Here is a 15,441-nt window from a genome sequence, read left to right as displayed (position 1 = left end):
ATAACGAGTCGTTGCTTTGCGCCAAACAAAGCTAAACTTATTGGCATCCGCTTCTATTTTGGTCCCATCAATGAAAATGGCTTCATTATCAATCACTTGATTCGTAATCAGCTGTCGACGAAACAACACAAAGGCTTCGGCTAAAAGATGAGCAGTTGCCCCCTGACTTCTGAAGCGATTGATGGTTCGATAACTTACCTGCTCATGATTAGCTAACCAACGCATACGGTAGCTGTCATCCAACAGAAATTCCATTTTCCGACCAGAAAAGACACGTTGTGTATACGCATATAGAATAATTTTCAACATCATCTTAGGGTGATAGGCCGGGCGGCCTAGTTGTTGTTCCAATTGATTAAAGAGCGTCTGCGGAATGGACTCAACCAGGGCGTTGACGGCAAAAGCGACATCCGTCTCCGAAATAAATTGTTCCATATCTAATGGTAAAGTCGTTTGATTGATGGTATAATTTTTAAACATAAAGCACTCGCTTCCTTTCTGATTTGGTTTAGTCACTTTAATCTTATAGGTCTGAGTGCTTTTTGTGTACCCTTAAATCAAAAAAAGTGGAACAATGATCAGATTTTCATCTGACTAATGTCCCACTCTCTTTTTGTATCCTATGAAATGAAATTACCTTTGCAGTAAAATTTCTTACCCCACTAGCATAATATTCGTGAGAATCAGTGTTAAAATGGTGCCGATAGTCGCTGTAGTTGTCAAGTACTTATGAAGTGTCAGTTTATTGGCAAAATATTTCTTTAGTAGAAGATAAAGAAGAATGCCGGTGATCCCTCCGAGTGTGTTTGTTATCAAATCTGTGATATCTGTAACACCAATGGAGAAGATAAACTGCAGCACTTCAACAAATAAACTGCTTGCGGCAATCAAGAGAATCTGTTTCCAATAGGGAAGCTTTGATGACAAGAGATTGAGGTAGATGCCGAATGGGATGAATATAATAAAATTCCCGAGAACTTCAAGGGTGTTGAAATCTCCCGTTTGAAAGGAAGATTCAGCGAATGGTATTAGGTTGATATATTGAAGGTTCGGAAGATAAGCTGGCGAAAATTGAAATTTGAAGATGATCGCCCAGAATAAGAAGAAAAGATAGACTGTCGTAAGAGTGACAGCAAGTTTTTGAATCGTTGATGATCTCATAGAGAACGACCTCCTTAATAAAGTCTTACCCGCTGGAGAATTCTTTCTATAAATCTGAATGTCTCTCTTAAAGCGAGTTGATGAGTTCTTTTCAGGAAACTTCCCTGAAAGTGTTAAGTAGGAGTATAGCAAATAATAGAATAGAAAAAAGGCGATAGTACTCAGCTTAGAAAAATATTAAGCAACTTTTTGAAGATTTAATAAATGCTGGTATATGGTGTTGATGCGTATCACAATGTTGAAATTATTCATAGAATAGAGAATTAAGAAAAATATTTAGTTGAATATGACCTATCTTTTTTGATCCAGCTTAGATTTAGCAAGCTATTTTGTTGTACTTGTATGAAAACTACTGTAAAATAAATGGGAACGTTAGTTCTGTATAAGCGGAAGGGAATGTGAAAAAAATGTCAAGGATAGATTATTATTCAGTTGCACCAGATGGACTAAATCAGATTATGAAGGTAGAAAATTATGTGAACAAAACGGAGCTTGATAAAACATTGAAAGAATATATCAAGCTGAGAGTATCCTTGATCAATGGTTGTGCGTACTGTGTGAACATGCATACAAAAGATTTGATCAAGATTGGCGAACCTTTTGAAAAAATAGCTTGCGTGTCTGTTTGGGATGAAGCAGATTATTTCACGGAGAAGGAAGGCACAGCTTTAGAGCTGGCTGAGTATGTAACCAGAATTTCTGATCAAGGCGTGCCGGATGCTCTGTATCAAAAGGTAAGGGAGCACTTTAGTGAGAAGGAGTATGTAGATCTGATCTTGGCTATTGCTCAAATCAATACGTGGAATAGAATTTCTATTTCCATGGGGAATAGAGCAACAGCTGAGTAAAGAATCAACTTATACTAAAAAGAGAAAGCTTTTATGGAATCACACAGATTATTTCATAGGGTGTTCTCTTTGTTTTTCTCATTGAAACGGGGGAGTGGAAAATGAATCAATTATTTGATGAAACATATAATGACTATCGTACGATTTGGTATGGCTATTATGAACAATTTGATCAACCTGATTTAATAAAAGAGATGCTGCAAATCATTGAAAACGATAAAAGGATGTCTGAAGCGCAACAAGCTGTTTCCACAAGCTGGGTATTCTATTGTAAGAATCTACAGGGCGATGCGCTTGAAGAAAAAGTTCGTGGGTCCATCATGGTTCGTCTTTTTGATACTCATTACAGCGTGCACTGCAATATATCAGATTTTGAATTTGTGACACAATTTGACGCTATTGAATCTTGGAAAAAGAAACTAGAAGCTGTATTAAACAATAAATGAACATTGATGGATAGGATTAACCGTTGAGCAAATCTGGAGAAGTCGATGATGTACATGCAATATATGCTTTATCTTATCTTAGTACAGGAAAAGCTGAAGCGGGAAAATAACTGCTGATTTTGAAGAAGAGCGAACGGCAGCAGAGGCTATACAAATAGAAGCATGTCTACATTATGAATTGTAGCTGTGCTTCTATTTGTATTTTGTCATGAATATTTGTAGGCTTTTGAACCTTGTTAAAGCAGCTGAAATATTCTTGATAAATCAAAGTATATTTTGTTATTCATTCATATTTATTCAAAAAATATATGTTGAAAAGGTAAGCTGTAGCCTATAAAATGGCTTTAAAGTTATTAATCATACTGTGAGGGCAAGTCACCCTAATGCCTGTCCTTATAAATTGAAGTAAGAGTTTTATCCTATTGTGGGCTATGCTCAATTTATGGGATAAGTTTATTGCATAGATATTTTTATGTCCTGAAAACCACTCTGAGAGTGGTTTTTTTGTTGTGAATAAAGTTATCGTTCCCGCGGATTCGAAAAAAATGAGATAAATAAATAATTAGTAATAAGTTTTATTATTTAATTCAATTACGTTTTGTAAATATTACAAATAATCCTGTTTACCATCCTCAAAGGTGGTTCTATATGCTACTATAAAACTATCTTAAGGAAACGGAGTAGATAAAAAATGATGAAAAAAAGTTTTGGGGTCATGTGTGCAAGCATATTATTGGCGAATAGCTTGTTTATTCAGCCTATGCATGTGAATGGGGAAGAAAGTACTGAGATACAGGCACCTGCCAGTTTACTCGTGCAGCAAGCTACTTTGGTTACACCAGATTCATTTCGCTTAGGAATTGATGATTATGTGACAGGATTTTTAGACACTTCGGTGAAAAAGGTTGTACTGTATGTCAATGATCAAAATATCCGAAATGGGTATGTATATTCAGATGGCACTTTTGAAGTAGAAGCTGGTGATGTGATCACTAATATCGAGGATAAAGTAGAGATTGCCGGCTTAGATAGAAAAAACAATGAGCTTGATCGTCAATTAGTTTCTATTGAACAGAGTGAAGTGAATCTAACTGCGGATGACTATACATTATTCGATGAGGAAATACGTGGTATTGCAGGGAATCAAATGAGTGTCGTCAGCTTAATGATCAATGATGAGCTGATTCGGTCAGTCAATGTCAACAGGGATGATACGTTTGTATTACCTGTTGAATCCGGAGAGATTATTGAAACAGAGGATTTTGTGGAAATCGTTGGATCAAATAGTGGAAAGGAAATTGCCAGAATCACTGTTCCAGTCAATACACTGGAATTACAAGTAAAATTTGATCCGTTTCATTTTGAAGAAGACAACATCATTTCAGGATCACTTTCCGGTAAGGCTCATTCAAAAGCGAAGACAGTTCAGCTATATGTAAATCGCAAACGCTATGGCAAGAGCACTGTGAATGCTGATGGGACTTTTACTTTAAATTCAGAAAGAAATATCACTAGTGTGAAGGATAATGTTGTTGTTGCTGTGCTCAATGAAAGCAATGAAGAGTTAAGCCGTTTCCAAATGAATCTGTATGGAGGACAATATGGCACAGTTGATTGGACTTGGGATGAAACAACGCAGACGATTACATTCGGCGGTGGAGAGTTCCCTAATACCGAAAGTTGGGGAGGAGGAATCTCTAGGATTCAAAATGATTCTCGTGTAACTGATTATATTGAGAAACTCGTCTTTACACAGCCAGTAGTTGCTGCAGTTGATTCTTCACATCTATTTGCTGGATTGTTTTCTTTAGAAGCCATTGTCGGTTTGGAGCAACTGGATACAAGCCATGTTCAAAATATGGCAGGGATGTTTGCGAGTCTGGAGAACTTGAAAGAATTGAACTTAGATTCTTTTAATACAAGCAATGTAACTGACATGAACAGCATGTTTTATGGAAGCAGAAAGCTTAAAAGTCTAGATTTGCGCAGCTTTGATACAAGTAATGTAACAAACATGAACTATATGTTTCATACTGTTCATACTAGTGGTGGCGATGCATTATTGGAATCAATAGATATAAGCAGCTTTGATACTAAAAATGTGACTGAAAAGCATGGTATGCTTTTTGTCGAGGGACTAAAGAGTATTACTCTTGGTAATAAGATCACATTGGGTAAGGAAGTTGGCATCATGCCATTAGTTGATTACCCGGAAGCATTTACCGGCAGATGGATCGGCCCTAATGGAAAAGAAAACCCATCAATTATTTTTGATTCTAGTGAAAGCTTCATGTTAGGATATGATGGCAGTCAGCCAGGCACGTACGTTAGAGAAGTAGCAGAGCAATAAAGATGCTATGTTCTGTTAAAATACAGAACATAGATAAACAATGTATGGTAGAAAATAACCATATAAATAGGAGTGAAGAGAATGAAAGTTAAAAAAATTTTAGGTATGTTAGCGGTCATTGGTTTTTTGTATAATCTGACTCTCAGTAGCGACTTAACCGCATTTGCTGAGGAACAGGAAGAGGAGAAGATTTATCTATCTGATTATGGCTTTAGAGGAGCTGTTATCAATCAAATAGAACAATATGGCGGAATAGTGAAAAACGAACTACCAACCGCAGGTCAGATGGAAAGCCTGGAGAGACTTGAACTTACTGGTCCCGAAGATCCAAAAAGTGCGAATATCAGCGGTTTACAGTATGCAGTGAATGTAAAACAACTGCACATTTTCTATGCATCTAACGTAAAGGATTTTCGTTCTCTATCAGATTTAACAGAGTTGGAACAATTCTATTATGCAATAGAGGGGAAGGACCCTGGAGAAAGTGAATTTACAGATATTCGTTTTATGTCGAATATGAAAAAGCTGAAGCAACTGTCTTTCAGCAAAGCTGTGCTTGACCTGTCTCCGTTGAATGACTTGGAACAGCTTAAGATGATTCGCTTTGAAAATGTTGATGAAGTCGCTACAGTGAAGCATTTGGTTTCTCGAAAGACAAAAGAATTGACCTTTGCTAACCCGATTACTTACTCGAAACAATTTGATGATCTGGAACTGCAAATATATTCTTTAAGCGAAGCTGAACACATTCTGATCAGTGAAGATGAGAAGGTGATCACAGTCAGTGAAATTGCGGAAGAAGCAGAAAGTATCATGATTCATTTAGGAAAGACAGATAATGAAGAAATCACCCATGAGATAAGATATGAGATTCCGTTGGTGTGGTATTAAAGAAATGATTGTTTCTCAACAGATTGAAATGAGTACTGTAAGATAATTTCTAAAATATCTAACTCCTTTAAACTTTAAAAACAAAAAACTCCCAGAATAAGACAGATATCTTATTCTGGGAGTTCTTTGTAATTCTAGTATCGAAGTTAGGAATAAGGAGGAGAAAAGTAATAGGCATATAACAGAGGTGAGAAGCTTGTTGATTACAACAAAGCTATAATACTTTAGAAAAGCCATCCAATAATTCCAAAATGGCTTCAATCTTCGATGCATCCTTAGGTTGAAGTACTTTTTTTGTAGGTTCAAGAGCTGCCAGTAGGTCTAAGCAGATTAGAATCCAATATGCCAGACCATGGTATTATTCGCCTGTTTGTATTACTCTCTGCGGCTCTGTTTTCACGTATTTCTTGAAGAACATGTTCAATTCTTTCAATATCCTCAGATCGCAAAATATCTAGAAGGTAAATTGTATAATCAGCATGAATATTTTCCATTGGGACAAGGCTTGTTGTTAGAATCAGATCAGCATGATGTTCCGAATCTTTTGCAGTAGAGCGCTTAACAACTAGATTGAAGTCGTTATGGAAATAATCATAGACGCTATCTACTAATCGTCCTTCAAGGAGCTCTGGATAACCTGTATCAAAATATATAGTGATCGGTTCTTCAAAAGAACTGATGTCAGTAAGCAATGAGAAAAACAAAGCATATCTTGGCAATAGGAAATTTCTATTTTGTAAAAGTGGAAAATCAGTTTCCAGCTTCATTCTATTTATTAACCTATCCAATTTTTCTGTCAGTATAGGAAATCGCTCTTCGATAACCCAACTGCTTGCAAAACCGCTCATTCCTACAGGAAAATGATTGAACATGGCACAGAAAAAATGATCAGCAAATATATAAACATAGAAATCTTCCTTATTTTTCTCAGAAAGAGGAAAAATCATTTCTGAGAAATAATTGAAAAACATCTCTGTTGCTTCATAGATGTCAGAACGTGTCTCCTTGTGAAACGTCAAGACAGGCTCTTTAAAGATTGATATGGAAAGGAACTTCTCTTGCGTTTGAGCCAGTAAGAAGAAGAACATAACCTCTTCTTCTGGAAGCTGGTAGACGTGTAACCAAGGCTTAGGTTCATCTAGATAGTCCTGTGTGAAATACATGTGAAGCTGTTCCTCAGTAAATTCAATCTTAAGACCCTTACGATAGCGTGTAAGATTGACCGCTAAAACATAGCGTATTTGATGTTCATTGGTCTCATTCCAAGCGTAGGAAAATTCTTCAAGAAGGTAATTAGAGACTGCGGTGACTTTCTTCTCATCAATTGTTGGAAATGGCCATTTTCGCCCTCTATACAGCTTCCAAAAAAAATTGTAAGCAAACATCCTGATTCGATGCTCCCGACCAACAAGAGTAAATATACCAGCTTGTCTGGAAAGCTCCAAGTCATATTTTAAGAGAAATGATTTCAATGGCTTCAGTCGTCGTTTGAATGTAGACTCGCTAATGAAATATTTATTCAAGCAATCATTAAGTGAGACACTCTCTCCTAAAAGCAAACGCTCAAGTATTTGAACGGGTAAGCTATTTTCAAGAATATATAGATAGAGGGAACGAAAATCTTTATAATCCGTATAGGTGATCCGAATCATGTTTTCTTTTTTTACAAAGGTTAGCTCAGGATGATCATAGGAACAGGAATCTTCTAATAGTGAATCAACATATCCCAGTACAGTTCTACGCTCCCAATGATTTTTATCTGCAAGCGTCTGAACTGAGATATAATCACGGGCATCCTTAATTTGTTCTAAAAGAATAAGCTTTCTAATTATAACGGTATCTAGTATTTCCCATAAATCGTCCATAGCGATTCCCTCCTGACGACTCAAGTATAAGGAGAATTCTAAAAAACACAAAGCAGGAAGCTCAAATAGGTTGTGTTTGTCTGAATGGTATCTTCCACATAGAAATCTGATTTGTTAAATACTTTAGAAATAAGAACATGGGTGTGGCTATTGTCATTAATAATACATGTAAAAACATGACGATCAATTAGTGACTTATTAGATTCTTGGATCAAATAGAGCACTGGAAGGAGGAGGAGGACAAATCTCGAATTAACTATTTTCTTATAAGTTTTTTGAATAGCTGCCTGTCATTTTTTACAGGTAGTATCTTTATAAAAAAATTATTTGTTTCTGCTAAGTACAGTTTCGTCAAGTTGTGGCTAAAAGCTAGTGATGGTACTATACTGGAATCCGTAGTTCAATAATTTACAGTATGTTCGAGGAATGTAATAGTACATATTCTTAAAATTATAAATATGAAAACGGTTTAGGTCAAAAATTACTTTTTGAGAAGAGTTTATTGGTATGGATAAAAGAAACTGAGTTGTTACAATAAGCAGAGCTGATAACAATATAAATAAAAAAAATTTCTGAATTGTACGACAATCCAGAAATTTCTATCAAATTCAGCTGTTTATGTGTTGTTCATTAAAAATATTAAAGCAAAATTTTATTTTAGTCAACACTTTTTTTGAAATAAAAAATAAAACAGTGATAAAAACGAGGTTTTTATTGTATTTAGCGATATTTATTTATTCGCCGTCAAAAAAACCGTCAAATTTTAAGAGGGAAGTGATCGATTTGGCTAAAAAAGGTGAAAATATTTATAAGCGAAAAGATGGACGTTGGGAGGGACGCTATATAAAAAATCGTGATGTATCTCATCGAATCATCTATGGATACGTTTATGGGAAAAAATATGGAGAGGTGAAAGAAAAGTTAACAGTAATGAAGGCAAAAATAATTGCTGCTCCTTTTGCAATCAACAGGTACCATGGCACGCTTAGTGATTGGCTTTCTTTCTGGATGACGGATATCATGAAAAAGAATATCAAAAGTACAACCTACTACAGCTACTACCGCCTGATCGATAATCATATTCTCGGTACATTAGGTGAAGGGTGTCTACATGAATTTAGCAGAAGGACGATACAGGACTTTATTGATTCATTAGAGTACAGTGGTTTGTCATCGGGAACAATTCGAAACATCTACAATATTTTGAAAAAATCTTTGAATGCTGCAGTTCAAAGAGAGTATCTTGAAGCGAATCCCTGTAAAGATGTTATTTTACCAAAATATAGAAGGAAGAAAGTTCATGCTTTGACCTTGGTTCAACAGGAAATGCTCGAGACACATGCCTTTAGAGATAAAGACTGTTCACCAATTATATTGGCTTTGTATTCTGGGATGAGGATTGGGGAAATAAGCGGCTTAAAGTGGTCCGATATTGATTTTGAGGAGAATACTATATCGGTAAAGCGAACAGTTTCGAGAATATTAAATGAAGCTACTGCTGCTTCAAAAACAAAAATAGATATGAATACACCAAAAACATGGGAATCAGAGAGAAGTATCCCGCTAGCAGAAAACTTGAAAAATTATTTGCTGGAGAAAAGAAAATATGCCTGCTCAGATCATGTGATTTCTTGTCGCGGCAAATTTGCAGAGCCGCGGGTGATCAACTATCGCTTTCAAAAAATCGTAGCATCTGCTGGGCTAGAGAAGACACATTTCCATGTGTTAAGACATACCTTTGCAACGAGGTGCTTGGAAAACGGTGTAGATATTGCCAGCTTAAGTAAGCTGCTGGGTCATCAATCGACGCGTATGACACTTGATACATATACGGATTCTATGTTGGAGAAACGACAAGAAGCTATTCAGATTCTTGATGAACGATTAGCTGGAATCAGTTGAAAAAAATACCCCTATAAAATTTTGAACCTTCAAAATTTTATAGGGGTATTTTTTTACGAATTTATTCGCCGTCAGCAGCATCGTCAAAAAATCGATCCATCCCTTTTGGCACAAGTGATCTCAGCAGCTATTCTGCATTGTCGTACAATTCAGAAATAAAAGAAACAATAATGATAATAAATAAGAGTAACTTTGTATATATTTTATGTTTTTGTTGAAAAAAATCAAAAAAAAGGCTCAGAAAATAAAAAATCGATTAGGAGGATGGGCTATGAGTACAGTGAGTGTTATTAACGTATCGGGAGAAATAGAACAATCATACATAGAGGAGCTGGAAAAAAATGAACATAACGTTCGGTCTGTAGCTTCGGACGATATAGATTCAGCTATTGAGAAGACGGATATCATTATTATATACAATGAAATTCAACAAAACATGAGTGAAGTTTGTCGTCTTATTTTGAAGATAAGAGAAGAAGCGGATTCTTCTCTGTGGGTATTCTCAAAAAAAAATTCAGAAACAGATCGAATACTTTATCTGCAATTAGGAGCTAACAATAATATTGATGGTGAATGCCCTCCGGAAGAGCTGCAGTTGATCGTAAAAAATGAAGCTGCTTTAAAGAGTGTGACATCTGGATTTGTGAAAGACAGGATACAGACTGAAAATTCAATAGGTTCAAAAGTTCAGTTGAATGCAAAAAATCAAAGTGTTTTGAGTAGTGATGGACGAGAAATAGAGCTGACTAAGTTGGAATATAAGATGATGGAGATTCTAAATAGTACGGATGAAACGGTCGGCTATAAAGAGCTTTATACACAACTATGGAGCAGCTATCAAAAGCATTCCAAAGCACGTATCGCCAATTTGGTTTTTCACCTTCGGACGAAATTTCAGGAGAATGGTGTATTGGATATTGATATAAAGACTGTTCGTTCTCAAGGATATCGCTTGATCACATGGTAAGAAGTGATAACAGTCATGGCGTCTTTTGAAAAAAAGTGACGGTGACTTAATTCTGTATTTCATTTTTTACAAAATAGAGGGTACAGATGAAAAAATACAATATGAAATCTATACTAAACTCATGTTTTGAAGAAAATTGAAATAAATTATGTGTTCTTCAATAGAATGAGCACATAGAAATAATTGAGGAAGGAGGTAAAACATGAAATTAGGAAAAAAATCCTTGTTAGCGGCTTTAAGCTTAATATTTTTGAGTGTCGGTTTTGCAGGAAATGCAGAGGCAGCTGTGACGGATACTTCTATTTCAGGAGAGTTGGCTGGAACGTCAGCAACTAGTTTGGTCGTTGTTCCTTCACCAGATGGCAGCACAAATAAGGAATATGCGTCAACAGCAGCTGGATTGAAGCAAGCACTATTTGATTTGTATCAAAAGAATGATAACGGAGAATACGCGATCTATATCGGTACAAATATCACCAACCTAAGTGGTGCGGTAGATAAAAATCCACCAGCTTCACCAAATGCAGCAGATATGACTTTTTCAGCATTGGAAGGTCGCATCAAAACCTTGGTTTTAACAACAACAACCTCTGATATCATCTCAAATAACACAGGAGCAGCCACTGGCGCTAAAACAGTGACGTTTGGTACAAACGCTTATATGGGAACGAATGTGATTTTGAGAAATATCACATATACAGGTACAAATTTGTATATGAATGGACATGATTTATCTTTAAATGGTAATTCTCAGGGAAATGGATTGAGTGTGTTTGGAGGATCAGATACGTCTAATGTAACAGGTTCGCCAACAATTACTGTGAATGCAACCGGAACTGGAACCTGGAACTTCTATGGTGGTAACAACACCGGAGGGACATTAAATGGTTCAACTTCACTAGTATTCAATAATACTACTGGTAATGTAACTACGATCGCCGGTGGTGCTCGTGTGGGTACTGTAACTGGAAATGTTGATGTGAAAATCAATGATTTTGGCGGCAGTATCGCAAATTACTATGGTGGAGGTATGGGAACCGGTACATCAGCGACCGCCAATGTAGGAGGGAATGTAACGACAACTATTGACGTGCAGAATGCGTCTACTAAATTATCACTTTCTGCTGATGTTCTTTATGGCGGTGTCCAGTACGGGAATATCACTGGCACAATCAGTAATACCATCAAAGGGTATGGCTCATTCAATGGCAACAATACAGCTGCTGGAGCTGCCTCACCCGGGTTCATTGGTGGTTCAAGAGAGGGAAATATCGGTTCTGATCGAACAGTAGCAGCAATCACGAATGATGTTGATACCAGCAACTATTCTGCCGGAAGTACTGCGTACTCTGGAGGAAATAATGTTCGAGGAACAATTACTGGAGCTATCAAGAATACTGTAAAAGCCGGAGGTTACCAAAAAGGAAGCTTCAATGGTGTTTATGGTGGTGGTAGTCGAAATATTGATAGACTTACTGCGGCATTATTAGGTACTTCGGGATCGGTTAATGCAGCAGCAAATACCAATTTTGATAATTTGGGTAAAGATGCCAGAAGAGCAAAGGCTGAATCAGCAGCAACTTTCCGGGTATATGGGGATATTACCTTAGACATCCTTGCGGGTGTTGTTAGTGTCGATACCGATCCTAGTTATACCCGAGCAGCTGGGTATGGCGGTTATATCGAGGGAGATACGACAGTTACGTTAGGAACGTTGAATGAAGATGGTTCGACTGGCGGAGCTGGAATGGTGTATTCACAATATACACATACGAACAACTTGAATAACACTGACTATGATAAGACGAAAAATAGACGTTCTTATAATACTGGTTATGATGTTGTTGGAGGAGGAGGCTCTCCTGGGGATTCTTGGTCAATCTACATTTACGGTCGAACAAAAACTGTGATGAACAATGTAGTTGCTCGTTGGACCTATGGCGGGAACTTCTCTGGTGTTGTCGAGCATCCTGACGGCATTGATGCAGATACGTATGCATCTGAGTACGTCATGAATGCAGGGATTGTGGATACAACCGAAGGAACTGGTTATATCGGCCAGCGAACGTATGGACCTAGTCACACACAAATCAATAACGGTCAGGTCGACTGGTTCACTTCCGGCGGCGGCTGGTGGGACTGGAAACAATTCGGGGATGCCTCTGTTGAATTTGTAAAGGGAATCCATAATGGAACTGTAGGTGGTACTTACGGGTATTCCGGTGTGGATAACCATGTAATCGATGGAGATGTATCTGTGACCATCTTAGGTGGTGACTTCTCTGGAACACCGAGTCATACGGGAAATAAAAACTTTTCTGCTGGTCCTTCTCAGCAAGGGACAGTAACGGGAGATGCTACGCTAACAATAGACCTTACAACTGAAAATGGAAAAACATTTGTCCCACCATCACAAGTCCAAATAGCAGCAGGGCGTTATTATAATGCAGGTACCAGTGTTGCTCTTGGTAGTGGTGACAATACGGTTACCTTGAATGTTTTTGCTAATGAAGAATCTGGGGATGTACTGAATGGTGCAACGATCTATGGGGATGGCGGTACCAGAAATAACGAGAGTAAGATAGGCAATATCGTTATGAATATCGATGCACCCGGCTCTACGATCGGAACGCTGTATGCAACACAATACAGCAATATTGCTTCTAATACATTATTACGTAATGTAGATGTCAATCTTCAACGTATGAAATCAATTGGCGGTATTTCCGGAGGAAATGCCGGAGATAACATCAACAATACTGTTGCTGCCAATAGTGCGGCGATCAATCGATTCTCTACGTTTAAAGTAGGCGTTTCAGCAGATCCAACAGAAACTGAGCCACAATATCAAACGGATCCTATTATGGTCAGTGGTATTGGCTTGATCAACTTCACAAGCTTGCTTGTTGATAATGGAACAACATTGACTGCTTCTTCAGGAAATATCAAAAACGGCGGAAGTGCGACTAAAGATAATCATGCTTCAACTTATAGTACTTTCGGAGACATCCGTTTGAGAAATAATGCTGGTCTGGGTGTTACTGGAACGAATGCATTTATTTCTGGAGGAAAGCTCACTGTAGAAGACGAGAACCAGATTGAATCTGGTCAGGGAACTGGAATCATCAATATCAGTGATATCGATTTTACAGATCCTGATAACTCTCGTTTGACATGGGTAAAAAATAATACTGCAACAACTCCGACAGTCAGTGCAAATGGTACGTGGTTTGGTGTGCAGACCGCTTATCAAGTACTGACAATCAATCCAACAGTTGGAAATGCATCTAAAATTACGCCGTTTAACTTTAAGGGTTATGAAAAGGCAACGGGTAAAACATTCATTGGTGACAATGATGTGACCGGTTCTGCTAATGGTTACGGTATTATGATGCCTGGTTCTGTGATTGACTATGTTGTCAAAGATCCTGTAGTAGATGGCAAAGGTGATATTGAACACAATGTAACTGATGTGAAACTAGGTAATCAGCCTACACCGCTGAAAGTCTGGGGAACAGAAGTTGCCGGAACAAAGGTCCAAAAAGGACGTTTGATTATTCCGTCATCATCGAATATTTCACCTAAAATGACATTTACACCGGAAACAGCAACAACAGGTTCCTGGTTGTATAATGCAACGATTTCTTCATCAAAGATTGGATCAACACCTGAAGTGATTGATGAACAACCAAACTCAAATCCAGCTGACTGGACATCACCTGATGGCACATACAGCTATGATATTGAGGTTCGCTATTCTAATAAAGTAGAGCTTGATGCACGAAGTATCATCCTAACTGAAACGGAAGCTGCTTCAACATCAAAAGCATCTATTGAAGCTTTCACTGAAGTCGATGGACGTCCGTTTTTGACTTCGAATATTGATAGCGTATTGGCAGAAATTCAGGCACCTTTAGGGGAAGATGAGTATTCACGCCAAACAGTTGTCAATTATACAGCAGGGACTGCTGCATTGAATCCGGCAAACTCAGAAACAAAATCAGTGAATGTGATTGTTGTAAAAGACGGCTCCATCATATCTGCGGATCGCCATGGAGCGATTTTTGCAGAAGATGCGATTTTGCGACTGCAGGAAGTTCATGATTTGAATGGTGATCAAATCGAATTTGAAAAGCAGTACACGAATGTACGCAGCTTCAAATCTGATGGAACAACAACTGCGGATGGCACGACATCACCTGATGTTACAGCTACCCCAAGTACCTATTATGATCGACTTGATGCTTTGACTGATGCAGATGTACAGGATGACTCTCAAGTTACCTATAAACTGCAATATGGAGCAGAAGTAAGTGAATCAGTTGCAATTACTGTGAATGTTACAGTAATGCCGAATACAACTACTTTTATTGTTAAATTTGTGGATGAAGATGGTAGTGAACTTTACACACCAATTACTTCGACAGAAACAATTGGTTCGACTGTTGATTTGACGACAAATGATGACGTGCTTGCTGCAATTGCAGCAGTTGAGGCACAGCATTATGTGTTGGAAGAGCGTCCGGGACCGGATGAACGTGCGATTCCTGTTGTAAGTGGAGGAACAATCGTTGAATACAAATTCAAAGGTATTCTGACACTTTCAGCACCAACAACGATTGATTTCGGTGTTCAAGCAGTGAAATCATCCGTCAAACGTATCAATCAACCAACCTCAGTAACAGGTGACCTGACTGTTCAGGATACTCGGAAAACTCGCAGTCAGTGGAAGCTGATGGCGAAATTGACTAGTGATCTAAGTAACGGAACAAACACTGTCACAGATGCATTGATCTATGTGTACAACGGTAACGATGTAGTTTTAGGCTCTGGTTCACAAGAAGTCGCTAAAAATACTAATATCGATAACGGAATATACAAAATCAATGACAGCTGGTCAGAGAGCGGCGACGGCTTGAAGCTGGAAACCAAAATTGGAGCAGTCAAATCGATTGGTGACTATGTGGGAACCATTACATGGGAACTGGTGGAAGCACCACTTTAACAGAGA

10 protein-coding genes are annotated in these 15,441 nt (G+C 37.8%); 7 read left to right on the top strand and 3 right to left on the bottom strand.

Translation table 11 applies throughout. The features are described 5' to 3' along the window. Both I6N96_RS17670 and I6N96_RS17665 read right to left on the bottom strand, forming a co-directional pair. A partial coding sequence (locus I6N96_RS17670; protein WP_209558897.1) for a transposase occupies positions 1-480 on the bottom strand: 480 nt, incomplete at its 3' end. Positions 481-654: 174 nt separating this feature from the next. Next, positions 655-1,161, bottom strand: a complete 507-nt coding sequence (locus I6N96_RS17665; RefSeq protein ID WP_209558896.1) for a VanZ family protein — start codon at positions 1,159-1,161, stop codon at positions 655-657. Positions 1,162-1,568: 407 nt separating this feature from the next. Here I6N96_RS17665 and I6N96_RS17660 point away from each other — a divergent pair, with 407 nt between their 5' ends. From I6N96_RS17660 to I6N96_RS17645, 4 genes are all read left to right on the top strand, one after another. Beyond that, positions 1,569-2,009: a carboxymuconolactone decarboxylase family protein gene (locus I6N96_RS17660; RefSeq protein WP_209558895.1), complete on the top strand. Its 441-nt coding sequence runs from the start codon at positions 1,569-1,571 to the stop codon at positions 2,007-2,009. 101 nt (positions 2,010-2,110) lie between these two features. Then, positions 2,111-2,455 (top strand): hypothetical protein, encoded by a 345-nt coding sequence (locus tag I6N96_RS17655; RefSeq protein WP_209558894.1) that lies wholly within the window; start codon positions 2,111-2,113, stop codon positions 2,453-2,455. 691 nt (positions 2,456-3,146) lie between these two features. Further along, on the top strand, positions 3,147-4,805 hold the full coding sequence (locus I6N96_RS17650) for an immunoglobulin-like domain-containing protein (protein WP_209558893.1): 1,659 nt from the start codon (positions 3,147-3,149) through the stop codon (positions 4,803-4,805). Positions 4,806-4,886: 81 nt separating this feature from the next. After that, positions 4,887-5,696 (top strand): hypothetical protein, encoded by an 810-nt coding sequence (locus I6N96_RS17645; RefSeq protein WP_209558892.1) that lies wholly within the window; start codon positions 4,887-4,889, stop codon positions 5,694-5,696. Between the two features lie 302 nt (positions 5,697-5,998). Here I6N96_RS17645 and I6N96_RS17640 read toward each other — a convergent pair whose 3' ends face one another. Then, positions 5,999-7,561 (bottom strand): AcpB/EbpR/MafR family transcriptional regulator, encoded by a 1,563-nt coding sequence (locus I6N96_RS17640; RefSeq protein ID WP_209558891.1) that lies wholly within the window; start codon positions 7,559-7,561, stop codon positions 5,999-6,001. Between the two features lie 783 nt (positions 7,562-8,344). On the opposite strand from I6N96_RS17640, the gene I6N96_RS17635 reads away from it, so the two are divergent. From I6N96_RS17635 to I6N96_RS17625, 3 genes are all read left to right on the top strand, one after another. After that, on the top strand, positions 8,345-9,463 hold the full coding sequence (locus tag I6N96_RS17635) for a tyrosine-type recombinase/integrase (protein WP_209558890.1): 1,119 nt from the start codon (positions 8,345-8,347) through the stop codon (positions 9,461-9,463). Between the two features lie 271 nt (positions 9,464-9,734). Further along, entirely contained in the window at positions 9,735-10,430 is a 696-nt protein-coding gene (locus tag I6N96_RS17630; RefSeq protein ID WP_209558889.1) for a winged helix-turn-helix domain-containing protein, read from the top strand. Positions 10,431-10,632: 202 nt separating this feature from the next. Continuing rightward, the gene (locus I6N96_RS17625) at positions 10,633-15,435 is read left to right on the top strand and encodes a WxL domain-containing protein (RefSeq protein WP_209558888.1); all 4,803 of its coding nucleotides are present in this window, start codon (positions 10,633-10,635) and stop codon (positions 15,433-15,435) included. The last annotated feature ends 6 nt before the right edge of the window (positions 15,436-15,441 follow it).

The organism is Enterococcus larvae, from assembly GCF_017830045.1.
GTDB lineage: Bacteria > Bacillota > Bacilli > Lactobacillales > Enterococcaceae > Enterococcus_L > Enterococcus_L larvae.
This window is presented reverse-complemented; position numbering and strand designations above follow the sequence as displayed.

Excerpts from the sequence above, each read along its gene's own strand:
- I6N96_RS17630 (WP_209558889.1), top strand. The coding sequence starts at position 9,735 with ATGAGTACAGTGAGTGTTATTAACGTATCGGGAGAAATAGAACAATCA.
- I6N96_RS17655 (WP_209558894.1), top strand. The coding sequence starts at position 2,111 with ATGAATCAATTATTTGATGAAACATATAATGACTATCGTACGATTTGG.
- I6N96_RS17640 (WP_209558891.1), bottom strand. The coding sequence starts at position 7,561 with ATGGACGATTTATGGGAAATACTAGATACCGTTATAATTAGAAAGCTT.
- I6N96_RS17645 (WP_209558892.1), top strand. The coding sequence starts at position 4,887 with ATGAAAGTTAAAAAAATTTTAGGTATGTTAGCGGTCATTGGTTTTTTG.
- I6N96_RS17665 (WP_209558896.1), bottom strand. The coding sequence starts at position 1,161 with ATGAGATCATCAACGATTCAAAAACTTGCTGTCACTCTTACGACAGTC.
- I6N96_RS17650 (WP_209558893.1), top strand. The coding sequence starts at position 3,147 with ATGATGAAAAAAAGTTTTGGGGTCATGTGTGCAAGCATATTATTGGCG.
- I6N96_RS17660 (WP_209558895.1), top strand. The coding sequence starts at position 1,569 with ATGTCAAGGATAGATTATTATTCAGTTGCACCAGATGGACTAAATCAG.
- I6N96_RS17625 (WP_209558888.1), top strand. The coding sequence starts at position 10,633 with ATGAAATTAGGAAAAAAATCCTTGTTAGCGGCTTTAAGCTTAATATTT.